A 26,213-nucleotide genomic window follows, 5' to 3' on the forward strand; every position below is an offset into this window, starting at 1 on the left:
GAACATGATTGCAAGCCGAATTCAGGCAGGAAAACACATGATGGACGCCTTCGAACTCCCCACCACCCTGGTCCAGGCCCTGCGTCGCCGCGCCGTCCAGGAGCCCGAGCGCCTGGCGCTGCGCTTCCTCGCCGAGGACGATGGCGAAGGCGTGGTCCTCAGCTACCGCGATCTCGACCTGCGCGCGCGGAGCATCGCCGCGGCCCTGCAGGCCCATGCGCAGCTGGGCGAGCGCGCGGTGCTGCTGTTTCCCAGCGGCCCCGACTACGTCGCGGCGTTCTTCGGCTGCCTGTATGCCGGCATCATCGCGGTGCCGGCCTATCCGCCGGAATCGGCGCGCCGCCATCACCAGGAGCGCTTGTTGTCGATCATCGCCGACGCCGAGCCGCGCCTGGTCCTCACCAGCGCCGACCTGCGCGAGCCGCTGCTGCAGATGAACGCGCAACTGTCCGCCGCCAATGCGCCGCAGCTGCTCTGCGTGGACCAGCTGGACCCAGCTGGCGCCGAGGCCTGGCAGGAGCCGGCGCTGCGCCCGGAGCACATCGCCTTCCTGCAGTACACCTCAGGTTCCACCGCGCTGCCCAAGGGCGTCCAGGTCAGCCATGGCAACCTGGTCGCCAACGAGGTGCTGATCCGCCGCGGCTTCGGCATCGGTGCCGACGACGTGATCGTCAGCTGGCTGCCGCTGTACCACGACATGGGCCTGATCGGCGGGCTGCTGCAACCGATCTTCAGCGGCGTACCCTGCGTGCTGATGTCGCCGCGCTACTTCCTCGAACGTCCGGTGCGCTGGCTGGAAGCCATCAGCCAGTACGGCGGCACCGTCAGCGGCGGTCCCGATTTCGCCTACCGGCTGTGCAGCGAGCGGGTCGCCGAGTCGGCCCTGCAGCGTCTGGACCTGAGCGGCTGGCGGGTGGCGTTCTCCGGCTCCGAGCCGATCCGCCAGGACAGCCTTGAGCGCTTCGCCGAGAAGTTCGCCGCCAGCGGTTTCGAGCCATCCAGCTTCTTCGCCTGCTACGGCCTGGCCGAGGCGACCCTGTTCGTCACCGGCGGCCAGCGCGGCCAGGGCATTCCCGCCCTGGCGGTGGATGGCGAGGCGCTGGCGCGCAACCGCATCGCCGAAGGCGAAGGCAGCGTGCTGATGTGCTGCGGCCGTAGCCAGCCGGAACACGCCGTGCGGATCGTCGACGCGGCGAGCGGCGAGGTCCTCGGCGACGACAGCGTCGGCGAGATCTGGGCCGCCGGGCCGAGCATCGCCCACGGCTACTGGCGCAACCCGGAAGCCTCGGCGAAGACCTTCGTCGAGCGCGACGGGCGCACCTGGCTGCGCACCGGCGACCTGGGCTTCCTCCGTGACGGCGAACTGTTCGTCACCGGACGCCTGAAGGACATGCTCATCGTCCGGGGCCACAACCTCTACCCGCAGGACATCGAGCGCACCGTCGAGAGCGAGGTGCCGTCGGCGCGCAAGGGGCGGGTCGCGGCGTTCGCGGTCAAGGTCGACGGCGAGGAAGGCATCGGCATCGCCGTCGAGATCGGCCGTGGCATCCAGAAGTCGGTGCCGGCCCGCGAACTGATCGACTCGATCCGCCAGGCGGTGGCCGAGGCCTGCCAGGAAGCGCCGAAGGTGGTGGCGCTGCTCAATCCCGGCGCCTTGCCGAAAACCTCCAGCGGCAAGCTGCAACGTTCCGCCTGCCGCCTGCGCCTGGAGGACGGCAGCCTGGACAGCTACGCGCAGTTTCCCGGCCTCGAGGCACACGAGGAGCACTGCGCGACGCCGGACGACGATGAGTTGCTGGCGCGTATCGGGGAAATCTGGAAGGCCCAGCTGGGCGTGGCGCAGGTAGCGCCGCGCGACCATTTCTTTCTGCTCGGCGGCAACTCCATCGGCGCCGCCCAGGTAGTCGCCCAGGTGCGTGACAGCCTCGGCGTCGCCCTCAACCTGCGCCAGTTGTTCGAAGCGCCGACCCTGCAGGGTTTCAGCGCCGTGGTGGCACGCCAACTGGCCGAGGGCGCGGCAGAGGAGGCGCCGATCGCGCACCTGCCGCGTGGCATCGACCTGCCGCAGTCGGCGGCGCAGCAGCGTCTCTGGCTGACCTGGCAGATCGATCCGTGGAGCGCCGCCTACAACATCCCCGGTGGCCTGCGCCTGCGCGGCGAGCTGGACGAAGCGGCGCTGCGCGCCAGCTTCCAGCGCCTGGTCGAACGCCACGAAGCGTTGCGCACGCGTTTCCTCGAGCGCGACGGCGTGGCCTTGCAGCGTATCGATGAGCGGGGCGAGTTCGCCTGGCAGTTCATCGACCTCGCTACGCTGGCCGAACACGAACGCGCCGCGACCGCCGCGCAGCGCCGCGAGGCCGAGGCGCGGCTGCCGTTCGACCTGGAGAACGGGCCGCTGCTGCGGGTCAGCCTGGTGCGCCTGGACGAACAGGAGCACCAGCTCTGGGTCACCCTGCATCACATCGTCGCCGACGGCTGGTCGCTGAACCTGCTGCTCGACGAATTCTCGCGGCTCTACGCCGAAGCCTGCGGCGGCCAGCCGGCCGGACTGGCGCCGCTGGAACTGCACTACGCCGAATTCGCCGCCTGGCAACGGCAGTGGCTGGAAGCGGGCGAGGGCGCCCGCCAGCTGGCCTACTGGCGGGAGCGCCTGGGCGACGCGGCGCCGGCGCTGGAACTGGCCACCGACCACCCGCGCACGGCGCGCCAGGCGTCGCCGGCCGCGCGCTACAGCCTGCGGGTCGACGAAGCCCTGGCGCGGGCCATCCGCGAGGTCGCGCTGGACCATGAGGCGAGTGTCTTCATGTGGCTGCTGGCGGCGTTCCAGGCGCTGCTGCATCGCCACAGCGGGCAGGGCGACATCCGCATCGGCGTGCCCAGCGCCAACCGCCAGCGCCTGGAGACCCAGGGGCTGGTCGGCTTCTTCATCAACACCCTGGTCCTGCGCGGCAGGCCCCGGGCGCGCCAACCGTTCGCCGCATTGCTCGGCGAGGTTCGCGAGGCGACCCTCGGCGCCCAGGCCAACCAGGACCTGCCGTTCGACCAGGTGCTCGAGGCCTGCGGCCAGGGTGGCCAGCTGTTCCAGGTGCTGTTCAACCACCAGCAGCGCGACCTGGCGGCGCTGCGCCGGCTGCCCGGCCTGCTCGCCGACGAGTTGCCCTGGCACAGCCGCGAAGCCAAGTTCGACCTGCAACTGCAGAGCGAGGAGGACGCTCGCGGTCGCCTGACCCTGAATTTCGACTACGCCGCGGACCTCTTCGACGAGGCCAGCATCCGGCGTTTCGCCGCACAGTACCTGGAACTGCTGCGCCAGGTCGCGGAACACCCGCAGCGCTGCCTTGGCGATATCGCCCTGGTCGACGCCGAGCAGGCGGCGCGCCTCGCCGAATGGGGCAGCGCGCCCTGCGCGCCAGCGCGCGCCTGGCTACCGGAACTGCTGGAGCGGCAACTGGCGCAGTCCGCCGAGCGCGTCGCCCTGGAATGGGACGGCGGCAGCCTCGGCTACGCCGAGCTGCACGACCGGGCCAACCGCCTGGCCCACTACCTGCGCGACAAGGGCGTCGGCCCGGACGTGCGGGTGGCGATCTGCGTCGAGCGTTCGCCGCAGCTGCTGGTCGGTCTGCTGGCGATCGTCAAGGCGGGCGGCGCCTACGTGCCGCTGGACCCGGACTACCCCAGCGAACGCCTGGCCTACATGCTCGCCGACAGCGGCGTCGAGCTGCTCCTGACCCAGGCCCATCTGTTCGAGCGCCTGCCTGGCGCGGAGGGCGTCACGCCGATCTGCCTGGACAGCCTCAAGCTCGACAGCTGGCCGAGCCAGGCGCCGGGCCTGCACCTGCACGGCGACAATCTCGCCTACGTGATCTACACCTCCGGTTCCACCGGCCAGCCGAAGGGCGTGGGCAATACCCACGCGGCGCTGGCCGAGCGTCTGCAATGGATGCAGGCGACCTACGCCCTCGACGGCGACGACGTACTGATGCAGAAGGCGCCGGTGAGCTTCGACGTGTCGGTGTGGGAGTGCTTCTGGCCGCTGCTCACCGGTTGCCGGCTGGTCCTCGCCGCCCCCGGCGAGCACCGCGATCCGGCGCGCCTGGTGGAACTGGTGCGGCAGTTCGGGGTGACCACGCTGCACTTCGTGCCGCCGCTGCTGCAACTGTTCATCGACGAACCCGGCGTCGCCGCCTGTGGCAGCCTGCGCCGCCTGTTCTCCGGTGGCGAGGCGCTGCCGGCGGAGCTGCGCAACCGCGTGTTGCAACGCCTGCCGGCGGTGGCCCTGCATAACCGCTACGGGCCGACCGAGACCGCCATCAACGTCACCCACTGGCAGTGCCGCGCGGAGGACGGCGAGCGTTCGCCGATCGGCCGGCCGCTGGGCAACGTGGTCTGCCGCGTACTGGACGCCGAGTTTAATCTGCTGCCGGCCGGCGTCGCCGGCGAGCTGTGCATCGGCGGCCAGGGCCTGGCTCGTGGCTACCTGGAGCGTCCGGCGCTGAGCGCCGAACGCTTCGTCGCCGACCCGTTCTCGGCCGCCGGCGAGCGCCTGTACCGCACCGGCGACCGCGCGCGCTGGAACGCCGACGGCGTGCTGGAATACCTCGGCCGCCTCGACCAGCAGGTCAAGCTGCGTGGCTTCCGTATCGAGCCGGAGGAGATCCAGGCACGCCTGCTGGCGCAGCCGGGCGTGGCCCAGGCGGTGGTGGTGATCCGCGAAGGCGTGGCCGGCAGCCAGTTGGTCGGCTACTACACCGGCGCTGCCGGCGCCGAGGCGGAAGCCGAGCAGAACCAGCGCCTGCGCGCCGCGCTACAGGCCGAACTGCCGGAATACATGGTCCCGGCGCAGTTGATGCGCCTGGCGCAGATGCCCCTCGGTCCGAGCGGCAAGCTGGATACCCGGGCGCTGCCGGAGCCGGTCTGGCAGCAGCGCGAGCACGTCGAGCCGCAGACCGAGCTGCAACGGCGCATCGCCGCGATCTGGAGCGAAGTGCTCGGCCTGCCGCGGGTCGGCCTGCGCGACGATTTCTTCGAGCTCGGCGGGCATTCCCTGCTGGCCACCCGCATCGTCTCGCGCACCCGCCAGGCCTGCGACGTCGACCTGTCGTTGCGCGCGCTGTTCGAGGCCAGCGAACTGGAGGTCTTCTGCGAACAGGTCCGCGCAGCCCAGGCCGCCGGACGCACCGATAGCCACGGCGCGATCCGCCGCATCGACCGCGAGCAGCCGGTGCCGCTGTCCTACTCGCAGCAGCGCATGTGGTTCCTCTGGCAACTGGAGCCGGACAGCCCGGCCTACAACGTCGGCGGCCTGGCGCGCCTGAGCGGGCCGCTGGACGTGGCGCGCTTCGAGGCCGCGCTACAGGCCCTGGTGCAGCGCCACGAGACCCTGCGCACCACGTTCCCCAGCGTCGACGGCGTGCCGGTACAGCGCGTGCACGGCGATGGCGGCCTGCACATGGACTGGCAGGACTTCTCCGCGCTCGACCGCGACAGCCGCCAGCAGCACTTGCAGACCCTCGCCGACAGCGAGGCGCACCGGCCCTTCGACCTCGAGAGCGGACCGTTGCTGCGGGTCTGCCTGGTGAAGATGGCCGAGCGCGAGCACTACCTGGTGGTGACTCTTCACCACATCGTCACCGAAGGCTGGGCGATGGACATCTTCGCCCGCGAGCTGGGCGCGCTCTACGAGGCCTTCCTCGACGACCGCGAATCGCCGCTGGAGCCGTTGCCGGTCCAGTACCTGGACTACAGCGTGTGGCAGCGCGAGTGGCTGGAGAGCGGCGAGCGCCAGCGCCAGCTCGACTACTGGAAGGCCCAACTGGGCAACGAGCATCCGCTGCTCGAACTGCCGGGCGACCGGCCACGCCCGCCGGTGCAGAGCCACCGGGGCGACCTCTACCGCTTCGACCTGAGCCCCGAGCTGGCCGAGCGCGTGCGGCGCTTCAACGCCGCCCGCGGGCTGACCATGTTCATGACCATGACCGCCACCCTTGCGGCCTTGCTCTACCGCTACAGCGGCCAGCAGGACCTGCGCATCGGCGCGCCGGTGGCGAACCGCATCCGCCCGGAGAGCGAAGGGCTGATCGGCGCCTTCCTCAATACCCAGGTGCTGCGCTGCCGGCTCGGCGGGCAGATGAGCGTAGGCGAGCTGCTGGAGCAGGTGCGGCAGACCGTGATCGATGGCCAGTCGCACCAGGACCTGCCGTTCGACCACCTGGTGGAAGCCCTGCAACCGCCGCGCAGCGCCGCCTACAACCCGTTGTTCCAGGTGATGTGCAACGTCCAGCGCTGGGAGTTCCAGCAGACCCGGCAACTGGCCGGGATGACCGTCGAGTACATCGCCAACGATGCGCGGGCGACCAAGTTCGACCTCAACCTGGAGGTCACCGACCTCGACCAGCGCCTCGGCTGCTGCCTGACCTACAGCCGCGACCTGTTCGACGAACCGCGCATCGCACGGATGGCCGGGCACTGGCAGAACCTGCTGGAGGCGCTGCTGGGCGACCCGCAGCGGCGCATTGCCGAATTGCCGCTGTTCGACGCCGAGGAGCGGAAGCAACTGCGGCTCGCCGGCACGACTGGCGAGGCAGGGCTCCAGGACACCCTCCATGGTCTGTTCGCCGCCCGCGTGGCGGCCAGCCCCCAGGCCCCGGCGCTGACCTTCGCCGGACAGACCCTGAGCTATGCCGAACTCGATGCCCGCTCCAACCGCCTGGCGCGGGTCCTGCGCCGTCATGGCGTCGGCCCGGAAGTGCGGGTCGGCCTGGCCCTGGAGCGTTCGCTGGAGATGGTCGTCGGCCTGCTGGCGATCCTCAAGGCCGGCGGCGCCTACGTGCCGCTGGACCCGGAGTATCCGCTGGAGCGCTTGCAATACATGATCGAGGACAGCGGCGTGCGCCTGCTGCTCAGCCACGCGGCGCTGTTCGAGGCCCTCGGCGAGCTGCCGGCGGGCGTGGCGCGCTGGTGCCTCGAGGAGGACGGCCCGGCGCTGGAGGCCGAGGACCCCGCGCCGCTGGCAGAGCTGAGCGGTCCGCAGCACCAGGCCTACCTGATCTATACCTCCGGCTCCACCGGCAAGCCGAAGGGCGTGGCGGTCTCCCACGGCGAGATCGCCATGCACTGCGCGGCGGTGATCGAGCGCTTCGGCATGCGTGCCGAGGATTGCGAACTGCACTTCTATTCGATCAACTTCGACGCCGCCAGCGAGCGTCTGCTGGCCCCGTTGCTGTGCGGCGCCCGTGTGGTGCTGCGGGCGCAGGGCCAGTGGGGCGCGGAGGAAATCTGCGAGCTGATCCGCGCGGAGGGCGTGAGCATCCTCGGCTTCACTCCGAGCTACGGCAGCCAGCTCGCTCAGTGGCTGGAGGGCCAGGGCCGGCAGTTGCCGGTGCGCATGTGCATCACCGGCGGCGAAGCGCTGACCGCCGAGCACCTGCAACGGATTCGCCAGGCCTTCGCCCCGGCGTCGTTCTTCAATGCCTACGGACCGACCGAGACGGTGGTCATGCCGCTGGCCTGCCTGGCTCCCGAATGTCTGGAAGAGGGCGCCGCCAGCGTGCCGATCGGCAGCGTGGTCGGCGCGCGGGTCGCCTACATCCTGGATGCCGACCTGGCCCTGGTGCCGCAGGGCGCGACCGGCGAGCTCTACGTCGGCGGCGCCGGCCTGGCGCGCGGCTACCATGAGCGTCCAGCGCTCAGCGCCGAGCGCTTCGTGCCCGATCCCTTCGCTGCCGAGGGCGGCCGGCTGTACCGCACCGGCGACCTGGTGCGCCTGTGCGACAACGGCCTGGTGGAATATGTCGGACGCATCGACCACCAGGTGAAGATCCGTGGCTTCCGCATCGAACTGGGCGAGATCGAGGCACGCCTGCTGGAGCATCCGCAGGTTCGCGAAGCGCTGGTGCTGGCGCTCGACAGCCCGAGCGGCAAGCAACTGGCCGGTTATGTCGCCAGCGCGGTGGCCGGGCAGGACGAGGACGCCCAGGCGGCGCTGCGCGAGGCGCTGAAAACGCACCTCAAGCAGCAATTGCCGGACTACATGGTGCCGGCCCACCTGCTGCTGCTCGCCAGCCTGCCGCTGACCGCCAACGGCAAGCTCGACCGCCGCGCGCTGCCGGCGCCCGATCCGGCGCTCAACCGGCAGGCCTACGAGGCCCCGCGCAGCGTGCTGGAACAGCAACTGGCCGGGGTCTGGCGCGAGGTGCTGAACGTCGAGCGGGTGGGCCTCGGCGACAACTTCTTCGAACTGGGCGGCGACTCGATCCTGTCGATCCAGGTGGTCAGCCGCGCCCGCCAGCTCGGCATCCACTTCAGCCCCCGCGACCTGTTCCAGCACCAGACCGTGCAGAGCCTCGCCGCGGTGGCCCGGCACAGCCAGGCCAGCCAGGCCGAGCAGGGGCCGGTGCAGGGCGACAGCGCGCTGACGCCGATCCAGCACTGGTTCTTCGACCTGCCGCTGGCGCGCCGCGAGCACTGGAACCAGTCGCTGCTGTTGCAGCCGCGGCAGGCCATTGACCTCGGTCTGCTGCGCAAGTCGCTGCAACGCCTGGTCGAACAGCATGACGCCCTGCGCCTGGCGTTCCGCCAGGTCGACGGCGAGTGGCGGGCGCAGCATCGTCCGCTGCGCGAACAGGAACTGCTCTGGCACGTCCCGGTGCAATCCTTCGACGAATGCGCCGAGCTGTTCGCCAAGGCCCAGCGCAGCCTCGACCTCGAACAGGGGCCGCTGCTGCGCGCGGTGCTGGTGGACGGCCCGGCCGGCGAGCAACGCCTGCTGCTGGCGATCCACCACCTGGCGGTGGACGGAGTGTCCTGGCGGGTGCTGCTGGAGGACCTGCAACAGGTCTACCGTCAGTTCGCCGAGGGCGCCGAACCGGCGCTGCCGGCCAAGACCAGCGCCTTCCGCGACTGGGCCGGACGCCTTCAGGCCTACGCCGGCAGCGAATCGCTGCGCGAGGAGCTGGGCTGGTGGCAAGCCCGGCTGGGCGGGCAGCCGGCCGAGTGGCCGTGCGACCGTCCGCAGGGCGACAACCGCGAGGCGCTGGCGGAAAGCCTCAGCCTGCGGCTCGACCCGCAACGTACCCGGCAATTGCTGCAACAGGCGCCGGCGGCCTACCGTACCCAGGTCAACGACCTGCTGCTGACCGCCCTCGCTCGCGTGCTCTGCCGCTGGAGCGGGCAGCCGTCGACGCTGGTGCAGTTGGAAGGGCATGGCCGCGAGGCGCTGTTCGACGATATCGACCTGACCCGTAGCGTCGGCTGGTTCACCAGCGCCTACCCGTTGCGCCTGACCCCGGCGCAGAGCCCGGGCGAGTCGATCAAGGCGATCAAGGAGCAGCTCCGCGCGGTGCCGCACAAGGGCCTCGGCTACGGCGTGCTGCGCTACCTCGCCGATCCGGCGGTGCGCCAGGCGATGGCCGCGCTGCCGACGGCGCCGATCACCTTCAACTACCTCGGACAGTTCGACCAGAGCTTCGCCGACGCCCTGTTCCAGCCGCTGGACCAGCCCACCGGGCCGATCCACGACGAGCAGGCGCCGTTGCCCAACGAGCTGAGCGTCGATGGCCAGGTCTACGGCGGCGAGCTGGTGCTGCGCTGGACCTACAGCCGCGAGCGCTACGCCGCGCGGACGGTGAACGAGCTGGCGCAGGCCTATCTCGCCGAACTGCAGGCGCTGATCGAGCACTGCCTGGAAGACGGCGCCGGCGGCCTGACCCCGTCCGACTTCCCGCTGGCGCAACTGAGCCAGGCGCAACTGGACGCCCTGGCGGTGCCAGCCGGCGAGATCGAGGACGTCTATCCGCTGACCCCGATGCAGGAAGGGCTGCTGTTGCACACCCTGCTGGAACCGGGCACCGGCATCTACTACATGCAGGACCGCTACCGGATCGACAGCCCGCTCGATCCCGAGCGCTTCGCCGCCGCCTGGCAGGCGGTGGTGGCCCGCCACGAGGCGCTGCGCGCGTCGTTCGTCTGGAATGCCGGCGAAACCATGCTGCAGGTGATCCACAAGCCCGGCCGCACCCGCATCGAGTTCCTCGACTGGAGCGAGCTGCCGGAGGACGGTCACGAGGAACGCCTGCAAGCGCTGCACAAGCGCGAGCGCGAGGCCGGTTTCGATCTGCTCGAACAGCCGCCGTTCCACCTGCGCCTGATCCGCCTGGGCGAGGCGCGCTACTGGTTCATGATGAGCAACCACCACATCCTCATCGATGCCTGGTGCCGTGGCCTGCTGATGAACGACTTCTTCGAGATCTACGGCGCCCTCGGCGAAGGCCGCCCGGCGAACCTGCCGACGCCGCCGCGCTACCGCGACTACATCGCCTGGCTGCAACGCCAGGACCTGGAGCAGTCGCGCCGCTGGTGGAGCGAGAGCCTGCGCGGCTTCGAGCGGCCGACCCTGGTGCCCAGCGACCGACCGTTCCTCCGCGAGCACGCCGGTGAGAGCGGCGGGATGATCGTCGGCGACCGCTACACGCGCCTGGACGCCGCCGACGGCGCGCGCCTGCGCGAACTGGCGCAGCGCTACCAGCTCACCGTCAACACCTTCGCCCAGGCCGCCTGGGCACTGACCCTGCGCCGCTTCAGCGGCGAGCGCGACGTGCTCTTCGGCGTCACCGTGGCCGGGCGTCCGGTGGGCATGCCGGAAATGCAGCGCACCGTCGGCCTGTTCATCAACAGCATCCCATTGCGCGTGCGGATGCCGGCCGCCGGCCAGCGCTGCACGGTGCGCGAATGGCTGAACCGGCTGTTCGAGCGCAACCTGGAGTTGCGCGAGCACGAGCACCTGCCCCTGGTGGCCATCCAGGAAAGCAGCGAGCTGCCCAAGGGCCAGCCGCTGTTCGACAGCCTGTTCGTGTTCGAGAACGCTCCGGTGGAGGTCTCGGTGCTGGACCGCGCGCAAAGCCTGAACGCCAGTTCCGACTCCGGGCGTACCCACACCAACTTCCCGTTGACCGTGGTCTGCTATCCGGGCGATGACCTCGGCCTGCACCTGTCCTACGACCAGCGCTACTTCGAGGCGCCGACCATCGAGCGTCTGCTCGACGAGTTCAAGCGCCTGCTGCTGGCCCTGGTCGACGGTTTCCACGGCGAACTGGAGGCCTTGCCGCTGCTCGGCGAGGACGAGCGCGTCTTCCTCCTCGACGGCTGCAACCGCAGCGCCCGCGACTACCCGCTGGAGCAAGGCTACGTGCGGCTGTTCGAGGCGCAGGTGGCGGCCCATCCGCAGCGCATCGCCGCCAGTTGCCTGGAGCAGCGCTGGAGCTATGCCGAGCTGAACCGCCGGGCCAATCGCCTCGGCCACGCGCTGCGTGCCGCCGGCGTCGGCATCGACCAGCCGGTGGCACTGCTGGCCGAGCGCGGCCTCGACCTGCTCGGCATGATCGTCGGCAGCTTCAAGTCCGGTGCCGGCTACCTGCCGCTCGACCCCGGCCATCCGACCCAGCGCCTGACCCGGATCGTCGAGCTGAGCCGCACGCCGGTACTGGTCTGCACCCAGGCCTGCCGTGAGCAGGCGCTGGCGCTGTTCGACGAACTCGGCTGTGCCGACCGGCCGCGCCTGCTGGTATGGGAGGAGATCCAGCAGGGCGCGGGCGCCGAGCACGATCCGCAGGTCTACAGCGGGCCGCGGAACCTCGCCTACGTGATCTACACCTCCGGCTCCACCGGCTTGCCGAAGGGTGTGATGGTGGAGCAGGCGGGCATGCTCAACAACCAGTTGAGCAAGGTCCCGTACCTGGAACTGGACGAGAACGACGTGATCGCCCAGACCGCCTCGCAGAGCTTCGACATCTCGGTCTGGCAGTTCCTCGCCGCGCCGTTGTTCGGCGCCCGCGTGGCGATCGTGCCGAACGCCATCGCCCACGATCCGCAAGGCCTGCTGGCGCACGTCGGCGAACAGGGCATCACGGTGCTGGAAAGCGTGCCGTCGCTGATCCAGGGCATGCTCGCCGAGGAGCGCCAGGCCCTCGACGGCCTGCGCTGGATGTTGCCCACCGGCGAGGCGATGCCGCCGGAACTGGCACGCCAGTGGCTCAAGCGCTACCCGCGGATCGGCCTGGTGAATGCCTACGGGCCGGCGGAGTGCTCCGACGACGTGGCGTTCTTCCGCGTCGACCTGGCCTCCACCGAGAGCACCTACCTGCCGATCGGCAGTCCCACCGACAACAACCGCCTGTACCTGCTCGGCGCCGGCGCCGACGACGCCTTCGAACTGGTGCCGCTGGGCGCGGTGGGCGAGCTGTGCGTGGCCGGCAGCGGCGTCGGCCGTGGCTACGTCGGCGATCCGCTGCGCACCGCCCAGGCCTTCGTCCCGCATCCGTTCGGCGCGCCGGGCGAGCGCCTGTACCGTACCGGCGACCTGGCGCGGCGGCGCGCCGACGGGGTGCTGGAATATGTCGGGCGGATCGACCACCAGGTGAAGATCCGCGGCTTCCGCATCGAGCTGGGCGAGATCGAGGCGCGCCTGCACGAACGCGCCGACGTCCGCGAGGCGGCGGTGGCGGTCCAGGAAGGGGCGAACGGCAAGTACCTGGTGGGCTACCTGGTTCCCGGCGAGACACCGCGTTCCAGCGCCGACTCGCCGGCCGGACTGATGGTGGAGCAGGGCGCCTGGTTCGAGCGGATCAAGCAGCAACTGCGCGCCGACCTGCCGGACTACATGGTGCCGCTGCACTGGCTGGTGCTGGAGCGGATGCCGCTCAACGCCAACGGCAAGCTCGACCGCAAGGCGCTACCGGCGCTGGACATCGGCCAGATGCAGAACCAGGCCTACCAGGCCCCGCGCAACGAATTGGAGGAAACCCTGGCGCGGATCTGGGCCGAGGTGCTGAAGGTCGAGCGGGTCGGGGTGTTCGACAACTTCTTCGAACTCGGCGGGCATTCGCTGCTGGCCACCCAGATCGCCTCGCGGGTGCAGAAGGCCCTGCAACGCAACGTGCCGCTACGGGCGATGTTCGAATGCAGCACGGTGGAAGAGCTGGCCAGCTACATCGAGTCCCTGGCCCCGAGCGAGATCAGCGAGCAGAAGGCCGAGCGCCTGAACGACCTGATGTCGAAGCTGGAAATGCTCTGATCGGACCCGGCCGCCGAGCCCTTCGCGGGGGCGATGAAAATGGCCGGAAGGGAATGATCCATACTCCCTTCCGGCCATTCTTCATATATGTGCGTATATATAAACGCCGATATACGGGTCGGCTTGATTCATTACAACGCGATATTCCCGACTTTCGCCGAAGCCGCGTTGTAACGCTGGTGCTGTTTACGCTTGACCGAAGAACTGCGCTTGAAACGCCGGGTCGCCGTAAAGATGTTCTTCAAGGTGATCGGGAATACCGTGATCAATCCGTTGCCCTTGTGATATTCCGGGTTCCGATCGAGGAAGAAACGCACATTCGGATTGCTGTGCGTAGCCCAGCGTGCCCGTTCGTGATCGGCCTCGGTGGTGGTCCAGCCGGTGTCGACCACCAGCGGATCGTTGCTGCTGCGCTTGAAGCTGAACTGGGCGATCAGGTGTTCGAGGAACTTCACGTGGTGGCTTTCCAGGTCGCAGTGGCAGGGCCAGACGTCATCCACGTACTTGGTGACCAGCGCGTAGCTGGAAGGATGGATCAGGGTGTCGAGGAACAGCAGGCGCTTGCCGGGGTTGAGCAGCTTGTAGCGCAGCACCTGGCGGGTGAGGAAGGGAATGCTCTGGTTGCTCCCGCGGTACTCCGGGAGGATCCCGGACTCGGCGCGGATCACGCAGGCCTTGCTGTACTGGAAGACTTCCGAGTCGTGGAAATGCACGGCGCAGTAGCCGACGATTTCTGCTGGCGGTTGCGGTAGATGGCGATGCGGGTGAGGCGGGCCGTGGAGTGGATGACCTCGCGAGCGAAGGACTCATACTGGACGCCATGAAAGATCCTGGCGTGAATCGCGTAGAGTTCGCTTGCGAGGTTTCCCCTCTGTGTTTCGTCGAGTTTTCCCGGGTTGACGACTTCCCGGTAGATCCTGGCAGTCATAATCTTCTCCGAAGGAATCATCCAATATTAATTTTCGAATTTTTTTCATGCCGATGGCTTCTTGTTGTTGTGAATGACGGTGAGGCTAGGGTGGGTGTATTTCCGTATTGTTAACTGGCGCCGCGACATGCCTTAAGCTGCCAGATCTGGCAGGGTATAAACTTGTATTCTGAACTTGCTTCGGCGGAGCGCGGTCGGTGGGCCTGGCTGCCAATCGCCGGGCGACTCTTTCTCATCGGATTCAGCACATGTCCCAGAATATCTATGATTGCGATGATTTCTTCGCTGGCTACAGTCAGTTGCCGCGCTCGCGCGAAGGCCTTGCCGGTGCGCCCGAATGGCCGGCGCTGCGGGCCATGCTGCCGGAGTTGACGGGAAAGCGGGTGGTGGACCTGGGCTGTGGCTTCGGCTGGTTCTGTCGCTGGGCCCGCGAGCAGGGCGCCGCCGAGGTGCTCGGCATCGACGTTTCGCAGAACATGCTCGGCAAGGCGCGGGCCATGACCGACGATCCGGCGATCCATTACCTTCGCCAGGACCTGGAGACCCTGGAGCTTCCGGCGGCGGCGTTCGATTTCGCCTACAGCTCGCTGGCGCTGCACTACATCGAGGACCTGCGCCGTCTGCTGGGCACCCTGCATGCCGCGCTGCGACCGGGCGGCGGGCTGGTGTTTTCCATCGAGCACCCGATCTACATGGCGCCCAGCCAGCCGGGCTGGCGACAGGATGGTGAAGGCCGGCGGACCTGGCCGCTGGATGGCTACTCGATCGAAGGACCGCGCAGCACCGACTGGCTGGCCAGGGGGGTGATCAAGCATCACCGCACCCTGGGAACGCTGCTCAACCTGCTGCTCGAACTCGGTTTCCGGCTCACCCGGGTGGAGGAGTGGAGCCCTAGCGACGCGCAACTGGCCGCGCGCCCCGAACTGGCGGAGGAGCGCGAGCGGCCGATGCTGTTGCTGGTGTCCGCGCTGCGTTGAGCCGCCGCCCCGGCCGCGGCATCGGAGCCGTCCTGCGCCACGGGCTCGCCCGCCGTGGTGTACCCTGCCGCGCCTGCGCTCGCGACAGATTCTAGAGCGGGCGCAACTTGCGCAGCCAGCGTCGCCAGTCGAGCGGCGTCGTCGGTCCGTCCCGGCGCTGGAGCAGGTCGGGCATCTCGCTGAAATTCACCCAGAGCTTGCCCTGCCAGTCGAGCATGTGTACCACCTGGCGCTCCCAGCGTAACTTGACGTGGCGCGGCATGTCGCTGTCGTCGGCGGCGCTGCGCAATTCCGGAACCACCTCGCCGCTGAGCCAGCGGCGCAGGTCTCCGCCATCGCCTTGCTGGTAGTAGATCAGCGCCGCGTAGGCGCCGGACTCGCTGATCAGCCACTGTGCCTCGTCCTCGCCACGCTCGGTATGCAGCGCTTCCTGGCGTGCCTGATCGTCATCCAGGCGGGTAAGCAGCTGTTCGGGCAGGGCAGGTCGAGCAGGCGCGAGAAGTCGTCGAGGACGAACCAGGCCTGGTCGTCGATCAGCAGGGCGCGCAACAACCGCTGCTGTCGGAAGAAATAGTGCGGGGCTAGCTGGGTATGGCCGTGCATGGGAGAAATCCTTCTCTGAGCTGTCCGCTGCCTGGCTTCTGCCGGCGGCGGCAGGGAGACAGGCCGCTCGTGGGTATGAGGCCAGCAGGCTGTGGCCTGCCGGCGAGCGAGTCGCCGGCGGGAAAAAGCCTACTGACAGCGCCTGTAGGACGGCAATGGCTAAGACTTGTACGAAGAGTCTGATGGCACAAGCCCGCTGAACAGCTAGGCCGGTTCTGAACATTACGCCGGCATGGAGAAAACAGGGGATGGACGCTATGCTTGGGAACCCTTTTTTTGGTGGGTTTTTAAAGCCCTTTTAGATCAAAGGGTTAGAGGACGCTACAAAAAGAGGGTTTTTCCGGGCTTTGGCGCTGGAGCCCTTGGAGCTTGGAAGGTTGATGGGGTTTTGGTCTAGTTCACTGCCGTATAGGCAGCTAAGAAAAAGCTCTTGCCACCATAGAGGCGGTGCATCTTGTTCACTGCCGTATAGGCAGCTAAGAAATGGCAAGAAGCAGAACCGCGCGTCTTCTGGATGTTCACTGCCGTATAGGCAGCTAAGAAAATTGAACAACAGCAATGCCCTTCGGACCCTCCGTTCACTGCCGTATAGGCAGCTAAGAAAATTCTGGACACCACTGAACTACAGCGACACCCGTTCACTGCCGTATAGGCAGCTAAGAAAACCGGTTCCACCATCACCGCCACCATCCCCCGGTTCACTGCCGTATAGGCAGCTAAGAAACGGACCTGATGAAGAAGCCCCTACTTCTGGTCGTTCACTGCCGTATAGGCAGCTAAGAAAAAGGAGGCGACGCTCCAGGCGATAGCTGCGACGTTCACTGCCGTATAGGCAGCTAAGAAAATCCGGCGTATGTCATCCCGACAAGCGCCATTGTTCACTGCCGTATAGGCAGCTAAGAAATGGACGAGTGCCTGGCCGCCGCCGAGCAGATCGTTCACTGCCGTATAGGCAGCTAAGAAATGGATCGTGATGATCTTGCGCCACTGTCCGTCGTTCACTGCCGTATAGGCAGCTAAGAAAAAGGCCGAACTGCGCAAGCTGGCTCAACCCAAGTTCACTGCCGTATAGGCAGCTAAGAAATTACCTTTAAAAGGCTTTAAAAGGCCTTTTAGGTTCACTGCCGTATAGGCAGCTAAAAAATGTCCCGAAGTTCATAAGCGGGCTTAGGGCGATTTCACTGCCACGTAGGTCGTAAAGCAGCCCTGAAGTATTGATTGATGCGGTTCGCTGTCGGCCGGGGTCACCAGTCGAAACGAAGTCCCGTTCCCTGGGACTTCGTTGCGGACATGCCGATGAGGCGCTGACGGGGTTCTTCAGAACCAGGGAACGAAACCTCCTTTGCTCAACCCGTAACAGGTGAATCCTCCTTCCTCTGCCGTCGCCTGCAACGGCCCGTGGCGGATGAAGAGACGGAAGTGCTGTCCGGTGCTCTGGCTGCGTAGCGTGACGAAGGGCAGGTCCAAGGCTCTCGCGACCGTATCGGGGATGCGTTTCCGAGCCTCCTCCTCACTCAGGTCGTGCCGGCGCATGAGCCGCCGCCGCAGACGTTCCGGATTGCTTTTCGCCTGAACCCGATTGACCTGACGGTACGGTGTGGGGTGCGGCACGACTGCCGGTTCTCCGAATTGCAGATGGTCGCGCAACCCTTCCAGCCAGGGCCGGGCGAGCAGGGCACGAAGGTCTTCCGCCGAGGCATGAATGCGCAGGCGCTCGCCCAGCCGGGAGCGGCGTTCGTCGAGGTCGGGGAAGCTCACGCCGATCCTGTCCCCGCCCTGTGCCACCAGGGCCTGGTGGAGCTTGCCGAAGAGCACGCTCATGAGGTGCGCCGGGGGAAACTCCGGGTCTGGTCGCAAGCGAATGTCGAGGTAGTGGTCCATGGCTTACTTCTCTTCGGCTTCACCGAACACGCCGCCGCGGATCAGGTTGGCGATCACATAGTGCTGTTGCTCCACGGCGGGCGCCTCGTCGCGCAGTACCCAGTTGTCGAGCAGCGTATAGAAGTCCAGCTTCTGCTTGGGCTGGCGATAAGCCTTGCCCTGGGACGTGACGGAACCGTAGGGCTCCACGGCGATGGGGCCGAGGCCATCTTCGTCGGGATACCAGGTATCGATGGTGCGCAGGGCATTGCCGATCTTTTGCGAGTGGATGGCCGCAGCATCGCGCACGCTGTACAGGGTCTTGCTCTTCTGGCCCTTCTTGTCGCCTTTGTCGAGGATCAGTTCCTGGGAGGGGAAGACTTCCTGGCCATCGCCGATACGGGCGAAGGCGACCACTTCGAGCAGGACATGCCCACTGCCTGACAGGCCACTGGCGATCAGCTCGGCGAGCGCGTCCAGTTCGGCGTCGGCCTTGAAGTCGCGCAGGCCGATGGCCAGGGCGTCGAAGCGCCAGGCGCGAGCCACCTCGCCCTGGCGGATATGGTTGATACGGACTTCCACCGCTTCCGCACCCACCCGGTTGCGCCACAGGAAGCGGGCGTTGGCCAGGTTGTGCGCATAACGACGAGCCAGCTCGGCGAAGCCCTGGTCGTTCACGTAGGCGGCGACCGTTTGCAGCAGCTTGTCACGGTAGGCCGCGTCGTTGCAGGCAGACGGCGTTCCAGCGCCGCCGAGCACGCGGAGGGTGAAGCGGACCTTGAGGGTGTCGGCGTCGCTGGGCAGGTTGGCCACGTCCACCGTCTGCAGGTTGGGAGACTGGATCGAGGCATCCAGCTTGGCCGGGTCGCGGTCCTTGCTCTTGAGGCGGTTGGAGATGGTGCCGCGTACGGACTTTTCACGCAGTGTCACGGCTGGCCACTGTTGCGAGGCGTCGCGCTGTGCCCAGTCGCCGGCGCTGAGCAGGGCGTCGGAAGGGTCGAGCTTGCGCTCGAAGGCGAGAACGGAAGCGGTATTCAGGGTTTGCTTGGACATGCTGATTTCCTTATGCGATGGCGTGTTTGGCGAAGTGCGGCGTGCTCCAGCGGTAGAGCCCTTCGTCGGGCTCGACCTGGTGGTACCAGAGCAGGTCTTGCAGCGCGGTGACGCGATGGGGGCTGATCCACTGGCCCAGGCTGAAGAGGTTCTCGACGAAGCGCAGCGGTGTTTCCCGGTCGCGGGCGTTGCGCACCTCGCCGGCAGCGTATAGCGGAGAGAGCGCGTTGTAGCCGGCCGGAATCGGCACCAGCCAGCCAGGCTTGTCCCGCACTTGCCAGAGTGCATCGAGCGGCGACGCCGCCTCTTCAGGCGCAGTGGCAGGCGGCTCGAAGTTGAGGCGGGAAAGGTCGAGCAAGGCGTCGAGTGTGGTGGCTTCGGGGGTCGTGCTGCGCAAATCTTCCAGATGTCGCTGCAGCACCGCCTCGCGACTCACCAGGGCGAAGCCGGGCAGCAGGCGGCGGGTCAACCGGCGCTGGTCCTTGCGGCGCTGCTCGTCGCTGCCTCCTAGCATCAGCAGTTCGGCGCTAGGCGCAGGGAAGCACCCGCCGCACCGGGGCAGGATGCTGCCACCGGCGAGGCGCATGGCGTTGGCCTGCTCCTCGACCTGCCGGGCGATTTCCTGCGCGGGGTGGTCGTCCAGGCCATCGCCGCGGACGCCCAGCAGCAGGCTGACCTCCAGGTGAGCGCGGCCTTCTTCGACGATGGCGGCGCTGGAGCCGTCGCGATTCAGTGGATTGCGGGTCAGGTTGAAGACCTGGGTGCGCTTGCCGGCTGGTTGCGAGACCTGCGCTTCGAAACGGTGGCAGACGATGCCGACGCCATCCAGTTCGATATCCAGGGTCGTACCGATCCGGCGCTGCAACGCGTGGGCGAAGCCGGTGAAGGCGCCGGGCGAGGGGAAGCCCCAGGTCAACGGGCTGGAAATGGCATTGGCGTTCTGGATGGACAGGCGCGGCAGCAGGAGCAGCGCCTCGGGGTCAGTCACGCTCATCTTCGAGTATCTCCTTGAACATCTTCAGTTCCTTGCCCAGGTCCTGTCGCCAGTGGCCGGCTTCGGCCTCGCCCATCACCAGGCCCTTGCTCGTGATCGTCCGGTTCAGCCAGTTGGCGAAGCGCTCGCTCACCTCCATTGGCCAGTCGGCCCAGAGCCGCCGGCGCATGAAGGCTTCGTCGGTGTGCACGCGCAGCGGGTCGAGCCAGATCTGTTCGGCTTCATGTAGCCGGCAGTCGGGCGAGGCGCTCCAGCCTGGTTCCAGTTCGCGCAGGCGGTCGGCGTAGTGCAGGGCTTCGTCACAGATCTGGCCGACCAGTTGAGCGCGATGTTGGCGGATGGCGAGATTGTTATGGGTGGTAGTGGCGAGAAAACGTCGCAAGGTGCGGGTCAGCCTGGCAACCTCGGGGCTCCGTCCGAAGTCATGTTCGAAGACCGAAACCTGCTGCAACGGTGCGCGTACCTCTTGACGCTCCCAGTGCGGAGGAAGCGAGGCCAGCAGCCAGTTCTCGCCATAGCGTTCGCTATTCAACTGGCTGATGTTCTGCGGCTTGGTGCCGCCGAACTTCTGGATCGCAAGGTTGGGGTACTCGCTGAAACCGTGGGGCCAGGGCTGCTTGTGCTTGGACGCTTCACGCGCGGCCTTGGCCGCCTCGCCGAAGCGCGCTTCGCGGAGCAGACCGTGGACGTGATGCACCAGACTGGTGGGAAACAGCGGCGCCAGCAGGTGGTAGCCGGAGCCGGGCAGGGGAAAGTACAACTGCTTGGCCAGGCTGTGGGACGCGGGAGCGCCTTTGACGGCCGTGATGCCGATGAACGCTTGCCGCCATTCGCGAGCCTGTTCGGCGTTATCGGACAACGCCTGTAGTGTCTCGGCACTGCTCTCTGTCAGCCAGTTCAGAAGATTTTTGCCCTGATACTCGAGACTGAGAAACTTGAATACGTCCAGCGCCGCGGCATTGCCCACCACATCGCTGACCAGCTTGTCACCGAGTTCATGGGAACCGGCGAGGCCCGGTTGCCCGGGTGCTTGCGGCAGGCTGTGCAGGTTGCTGCCGCGGGCGTCGGGATGGATCGGCTTGAGCGTGTGGGTCACCAGTTGCAACTGGCCGACCCGCCGGGCGGCATCGGCCAGCCAGGCTTCCCGCCGATGGCCGGCCAGCAGCGCCTGGCGCTTGTCGTCCTCATCGGGCTTGAGCTTGTCCAGCTTGCCCTGGAGGCGCTCTTGGATGAAGGATTCGATGAGCTGACGTAGTTCCTGCTCCGCAGGGCTTGGAAGGTGAGGGGTCATCCATGCCTCCCTGGTCGTTTTCCATTGGTGAGTACTCGCATTCGAAAGCTGTGCTCCTCAGTTGTGTTTCTTGAACCCCAACTGCGGGTGATAGCTCCACCCCTGGGTGTTTTCCCGCAATCGCACCTCGCCATAGCGCATGGCGCATCGACGAAGGTCGAGGTCTTCGCGGCTGGCCAGTGCGACCAGTTCTTCCCGGTAGTCGACCGTGCCCCATGAGCCGATGCGGGGGCCATGGGCGAGGTCGAGGTTGCGCAACAGGTTGTGCTGGTGGGTCCAGAGTCCCTCGTCGTTCCGGCTGAAATGCAGACGCTCCTCATCGTCCTCGTCCGGCAGCAGGGCGTAGCGTCGTTCCTCGGCGCCTGCGCGAAATGGCTGGCTGGTTTGCAGGGCGCCGCTGAGCGAGGCAGGGGTTTGCCACCAGAGCGGTACGCCGAGCAGGGATGCCGGTGGATCGTCGGCGAGCATCAGCGCGCGCAGGCGTCGGTGTTCCAGGTCGACCAGCCGGCTGCGCGGGAGCAGCGGGGCTGGTTCGACGATCCGCGGGCTGGCGTCGATGCGGGCGAGCTGGGCGGGCTCGAGCAACGCGTGCAGGTCGTGGCTGTCCAGCGGGAAGTCGGCGCTCTCGAAGCCCGGGCGCTGGAACGCCGGACTCAGGCCCTCCAGCGAGCGGATATTGCGCGCCAGCAGGTACAGGTTGGCTTCGCCGTTGAAGCCGGTGCGATGGCGGCGAATGCGTCCGGCCAACTGGATGAGCGAGCGCATGGAAGAGGGCTCGACGATCGCCCAGTCGTAATCGTGGTCGCGGCCGACCTCCGCTACCGGCGAGGCGAGCACGACGAACAGGTGGTCCCGCTCCGGACAGGCCTGGAACGCCCTGGCTACCGTTGGCCGGGCGAACAGCGCGGCAGCGTCGCCATCCGAGCGTTGTAGCAGTTCATCGAGTTGCCGCTCGATGGCCGAACGGACCAGCAGCGGATGCCGCGAATGGTAGACGCACAGGTGGATACGCAGCCCTTCGGGCGCCCCCTGGGCGAAGATGGCCTGGGCCAGCTCGATCAACGGTTCTATGTTGGCCATCCTTAACAGGCCGAAACTGACACGACGTCCCTGGTATTCGGTGTGGTGACGGCGATGCAGGTCAAGCATCCAGGCGCTCATCTGCCCGGCCAGCTCGCGGCACAGGGCAGGGCGTTCCCCGCTGCTGGCCTGCACCGTGCATAGTCGCGCCTGGCGGCGCGGTGGCAGTTGACCGAGCTTCGCCAGGCGCTGGGCGACGAAGCCCGCGTGCGCCTCACTGAAGGACTGTGCAGCGCCGTGGGCGCTGGATTGGCTGGCGAACTCGTCGAACCAGGCGCAGCGGATTTCCGTGGCGCGTCCGGGGGCGCCACGGTGGCGCTGGAAGATTTCCCGGCCGCTGCGATAGGCCTCGAACAGCCCCTGCACCAGAGCCGGCGGCAGCGTCGCCGAGGAGAGCAGCACCCGGCTGCCGAACAGGCCGGCCCAATGCACCAGCCGCGACAGGGCGGGGAGGTCGTCGATATCGAAGTCGTCGACTTCGTCGAGCACCAGGTCGGACGTCATCAGGCGCAGCAGGGGCGCTATCTGATGGCCGCCGCGCAGGCTTTCGCTGGCGGGCACCAGATGGTCGATGGTGCAGGCCAGGACAGGCGCCTGGAGCAGGCGGTTGCCCGCGCTGTTCCTGCCTAGCCATTCGCGTAGCGGACCATCCTCGAGCGTGCCTTCGAAGTGTACATGGCTGTTTTCCGCCAACAGCTCCTGGGTCGACTCGCTACCGCTGCGTTCCAGGCGCTCCTGCTGCTTCTCGAACAGCTCGCGGGCGGCTGCGCCGCCGACCAGGATGGCGAGGTCGTCGTCGCCCAGACCGAGGCGCTCGCGGTAGGCCTGGCCGGTCTGCAGGGTCAGGCTACGCAGGCCCAGGGCGATACTGAAGCGCGCGCCGCGCTGGGGATCGGCCAGCGCATACAGGATGCGGCCGTTGGCGAGGGTCTTGCCGCAACCGGTCGAGGCCATGTCGATACCGAAGAAGCCGTGCTCGGCCGCCTGCTCGCGACAGGCCATCGCGCAGTCGTAGGCTCTGTCCTGCCAGCGGAAGCGCGGTTCTTCGGTCCGGCGGGTGAAGCCCTTGTGCCGGGCGAGGCGCGGCACTTGTCGCTCCAGGCGCGGCAGGCTGCCGGCGAGCTTGCGGCTGTGCAGGGCGACGCCGAGCAGGTGTTCGTCCAGGCGCTGCTTGGGCTGTCCGCTGTCCCGGTCGGTGTTGGCGTACAGGGGAAAGCCAGGATCGCCCAGCCGGGAGTCGCTGGGGAGACTGGAGTAGTGGTGATCGGCGAGCATCAGAATCAGCCGGGACAGGTGCATCACATGCGGGTCGTGCAACAGTGCCGGCCCCCGCGCCAGCAGGCCGGGGCGCTCAAGCATGCTGCGGGCGCAGAGCGCTGCCCTGGCACGCCAGGCGGCGCTGACGAAGGGCAGGCCGTGGGGAAACTGCCAGCAGGCGGCTTTCTCGTTCTCGCTGGCCTCCTCGCGTGCACCGCACCAGTGGCTGTGGATGGGCTGCGGCAGGCGGGCCAGGGTCGCGCCGCCGCGATAGGCGGCGGCATTGGGCAGGCGGTGATGACTGACGATCAACCAGCCGACCGCCTGGGCCAGCGGTGGCAGGCGGCCCTTCTGGAAGGGGCCGGGCGGGACGGGGTGCCGGTCGTCCCTGGCCAACTGCGAAAGCCATGCGTCGCCCGTCTCCTGGATGTCCGCCAGGCGCCGCAACCAGTCTTCGTCGTTGCTACCCGGCCCAACGAAGGCCTCGAATATGCGCAGCGAGACCCATTCGTGACGGTAGGCATCGGCCATGGGCTTGCCATGGCTTTTCAGCTTGGCCTGGAAGGCCTGGCTGGCCTTGCCGATATCGTGGAACAGCGCCGCCATCACCGCCAGCAGACGGATATCCTCGGCGCTGTGCCAGTCGTTCTCGTCGTCCTTGCGCAGGATGTCGCGGCGGGTCCTGTTGGTCGGCACCGCGCCCTGGGCGTTGAAACGGCTGGCATCGCCGACGATCCACAGCAGCTCGCTGCGGTCGCGGCCGCGGATCCAGTGGCAGGCCACGGCGGTGTTGCGTCGCGCGCTTTTCTTCAGCAGGCGTCGCAGGGTATCCAATCCGGCCTGGGTAATGGGAGTTTGCCAGGTGCGCTCGCCGCGGCGTTCGGCGAACTGGTCGAGGATGCGGCGGGTTTCGCCCAGGGCGCGCTTGTCGCATTGCGATACCAGCAGGATATTCATGAGGACGCCGTGCCCTGTTGCGCCACGTCCTTCACGGTATCGATCATGAAGTCCAGGGCCTGCGCGCGGCTCAGGTTGTCCAGGCAGGCCTGGCGGAAGTCCTGTTCCTCGTCGCCGCGCATCGCGGAAAGAAACGCCTGCGGCAGGATCAGCGAGTCCTTGACCAGATCCGCTACGTCGAATACCAGGCCACCACGGCGGGTCTTGCCGTGCAGCACCGCCAGGCCATGGGGAATGCCCAGCACCCAGGTGGCGGTCGCCGCCAGGCCGTAGGCCAGGTAGTTGCCATGGTCGAGGAAGCGGTTGGCCGGATCGCCGCCGCTGCCACGCTTGGCGCGGACGAACTCGCCGTAGCGGGTCGCCTGGGCGGCGAGCCTGAACAGGCGCTTGCTCAGGCGCGCTTCCTCGGTCAGCAGATGTTCGTGGTTGGGCGCCTGCTCCAGCGCCTGGGCGGAGGCTGCCAGGGCTGCCGTCAGCGTGGCGGCGTCGACGGCGAAGCCGGCCTCGCGCAAGGCGCGGTCCTCCAGCCAGCTGTGGCGAATCCGCTCCAGCCTGGCCCGCTGGAAATGCCGTGCGGCCTCCAGGCGTTTTTCCTCGTCGAACCAGAAGCCGACCCAGCCCTGCAGGTATTCGGTGGGACGGTATTCGCTCTGCGGCGTCAGCCAGGAGACCTCGACGTCCACCTCGTTGGCACTGAACAGCGGCGTTCCGCCGCCACCGCAGAAACCCACCAGTACCCCAGCCCTGGCCAGTTCGCGCATGGCCGCCTGGGTGATGGAGGTGCCGGTGCCCAGCAGAAGGCTGGTGGTATTGGCGATGGGGATGTTCCAGTAGTGCGAGTGCCGGCCTTCGTCGGTGACGTACTCGACGCGCCCGCCGTTGACCAGTACCCGGCAGTGTTGCAGGTAGTACAGGTTGGCACGCTTGGAATGAAGGATCGTCTTCAGTGCGCTGGGGGAGATGTCGTCCATGCTGACCGTGGCCCGTCCCTATCGGTTCTGTCGAATACTGCACCAGGGCACCTGTTTAGCGGATATGGCCGATTGCCGCTACCCCCGCTTTCGTCTGTACGAGAGGTATGGGCTTCAAGGTGGTGGCGCATTGCTGCATCCGGGTGAGGGTAGCAGGGCGGGCAGGGTGGAGGAGGTAGGACTTTCCTGATATTGGCTGGGTATTGGGTAGGGCGGGAAAGCTTTTGGCTGCCTGCGCGGCAGTGCACCTGTTTCCACCCGCATCCGCATTAGATCAACGTTTCTTAGCTGCCTATACGGCAGTGCACGTCCGCGCAGCCGCCGAGATCGGCAAGTCTATTTTCTTAGCTGCCTATACGGCAGTGCACACCCCCACCGCAACGACGACCGCCTGCGCCTTTTTCTTAGCTGCCTATACGGCAGTGCACATTGTGGTGGCGCCGGAGGCGGAGGATTTCCATTTCTTAGCTGCCTATACGGCAGTGCACGGGAGGCGCCGCCGCTCGGGCAACTGCATTCCTTTCTTAGCTGCCTATACGGCAGTGCACCTGCTGTTCGCTGGTTGCGAGCTTGGGAGGATTTTCTTAGCTGCCTATACGGCAGTGCACTTCAAGGCCCAGACCAAGGCGGCGTTGGAGTTTTTCTTAGCTGCCTATACGGCAGTGCACCAGTGCGCGGCCGCCGAGGCGGTCATCGATCGTTTCTTAGCTGCCTATACGGCAGTGCACAACGTCCATGGTCGTTTAATGGCTATTTTTCATTTCTTAGCTGCCTATACGGCAGTGCACCGATTCAGGGTCGGGTCGTCGCTGATCGCATTTTTCTTAGCTGCCTATACGGCAGTGCACTTCCAGGCCATCGTCATCATGGTCACGCCGGTTTTCTTAGCTGCCTATACGGCAGTGCACGCAGACAACCTGGGCACGGCCAAGTGGCTGGATTTCTTAGCTGCCTATACGGCAGTGCACAAGCATGCCTCCGGCGGCCAGGGTTGCACCCTTTTCTTAGCTGCCTATACGGCAGTGCACTAGCCCCGAAAACCTATAACCAATTGAAGGAAAAAGAAATACAGGCTTTTCTCTGTCTGAGACCCTCTTTTTTCGATGGTTTGTAAGTTGTTGATTTTAAAGGGCGTCAGAAACCGTCCGAAAAAAGGGTCGGAAGCTTCGGGCATTG

Annotated in this window: 11 protein-coding genes and 2 CRISPR repeat arrays; of the genes, 2 read left to right on the forward strand and 9 right to left on the reverse strand. The window is 67.0% G+C overall.

The genetic code is table 11. The annotated features are described in order from the left end of the window. The first annotated feature begins 37 nt into the window (after positions 1-37). Positions 38-13,066 (forward strand): pyoverdine non-ribosomal peptide synthetase/polyketide synthase PvdL, encoded by a 13,029-nt coding sequence (gene pvdL / locus B7D75_RS13060; protein WP_107114084.1) that lies wholly within the window; start codon positions 38-40, stop codon positions 13,064-13,066. A gap of 131 nt (positions 13,067-13,197) precedes the next feature. Here pvdL and B7D75_RS13065 read toward each other — a convergent pair whose 3' ends face one another. Continuing rightward, entirely contained in the window at positions 13,198-13,779 is a 582-nt protein-coding gene (locus B7D75_RS13065) for a hypothetical protein (protein WP_185269339.1), read from the reverse strand. Between the two features lie 463 nt (positions 13,780-14,242). Between B7D75_RS13065 and B7D75_RS13070 the strand changes: the two genes are divergently transcribed. Then, the gene (locus B7D75_RS13070) at positions 14,243-14,971 is read left to right on the forward strand and encodes a class I SAM-dependent methyltransferase (protein WP_043103228.1); all 729 of its coding nucleotides are present in this window, start codon (positions 14,243-14,245) and stop codon (positions 14,969-14,971) included. 91 nt (positions 14,972-15,062) lie between these two features. Here the strand turns inward: B7D75_RS13070 and B7D75_RS29560 are convergent, their stop codons facing one another. From B7D75_RS29560 to cas1f, 8 genes are all read right to left on the reverse strand, one after another. Then, a complete protein-coding gene (locus B7D75_RS29560) occupies positions 15,063-15,260 on the reverse strand; it encodes a hypothetical protein (RefSeq protein WP_204101227.1) in 198 nt (65 codons plus the stop codon). 95 nt (positions 15,261-15,355) lie between these two features. Continuing rightward, on the reverse strand, positions 15,356-15,574 hold the full coding sequence (locus B7D75_RS29565; RefSeq protein WP_204101228.1) for a hypothetical protein: 219 nt from the start codon (positions 15,572-15,574) through the stop codon (positions 15,356-15,358). Positions 15,575-15,970: 396 nt separating this feature from the next. Then, positions 15,971-16,718: direct repeats of the CRISPR family, unit length 28 nt; unit sequence GTTCACTGCCGTATAGGCAGCTAAGAAA. Positions 16,719-16,891: 173 nt separating this feature from the next. Continuing rightward, entirely contained in the window at positions 16,892-17,455 is a 564-nt protein-coding gene (cas6f, locus tag B7D75_RS13080) for a type I-F CRISPR-associated endoribonuclease Cas6/Csy4 (protein ID WP_107114085.1), read from the reverse strand. Between the two features lie 3 nt (positions 17,456-17,458). After that, positions 17,459-18,487 carry a type I-F CRISPR-associated protein Csy3 gene (gene csy3, locus B7D75_RS13085; RefSeq protein ID WP_034080629.1) on the reverse strand — a complete coding sequence of 343 codons (1,029 nt, stop codon included), beginning with the start codon at positions 18,485-18,487 and terminating at the stop codon, positions 17,459-17,461. Positions 18,488-18,497: 10 nt separating this feature from the next. Next, the gene (gene csy2 / locus B7D75_RS13090) at positions 18,498-19,481 is read right to left on the reverse strand and encodes a type I-F CRISPR-associated protein Csy2 (protein ID WP_107114086.1); all 984 of its coding nucleotides are present in this window, start codon (positions 19,479-19,481) and stop codon (positions 18,498-18,500) included. Continuing rightward, positions 19,468-20,772 (reverse strand): type I-F CRISPR-associated protein Csy1, encoded by a 1,305-nt coding sequence (gene csy1 / locus B7D75_RS13095; RefSeq protein WP_107114087.1) that lies wholly within the window; start codon positions 20,770-20,772, stop codon positions 19,468-19,470. Before csy1 ends, csy2 begins: the two co-directional genes overlap by 14 nt. Before the next feature lie 57 nt (positions 20,773-20,829). Further along, positions 20,830-24,066: a type I-F CRISPR-associated helicase Cas3f gene (cas3f, locus tag B7D75_RS13100; protein WP_107114088.1), complete on the reverse strand. Its 3,237-nt coding sequence runs from the start codon at positions 24,064-24,066 to the stop codon at positions 20,830-20,832. Further along, positions 24,063-25,037 (reverse strand): type I-F CRISPR-associated endonuclease Cas1f, encoded by a 975-nt coding sequence (gene cas1f / locus B7D75_RS13105; protein WP_034080633.1) that lies wholly within the window; start codon positions 25,035-25,037, stop codon positions 24,063-24,065. Before cas1f ends, cas3f begins: the two co-directional genes overlap by 4 nt. Before the next feature lie 280 nt (positions 25,038-25,317). Next, positions 25,318-26,065: a CRISPR direct-repeat array (repeat unit 28 nt; unit sequence TTTCTTAGCTGCCTATACGGCAGTGCAC). The last annotated feature ends 148 nt before the right edge of the window (positions 26,066-26,213 follow it).

It is taken from the genome of Pseudomonas paraeruginosa (assembly GCF_003025345.2).
GTDB classification, from domain to species: Bacteria; Pseudomonadota; Gammaproteobacteria; order Pseudomonadales; family Pseudomonadaceae; genus Pseudomonas; species Pseudomonas paraeruginosa.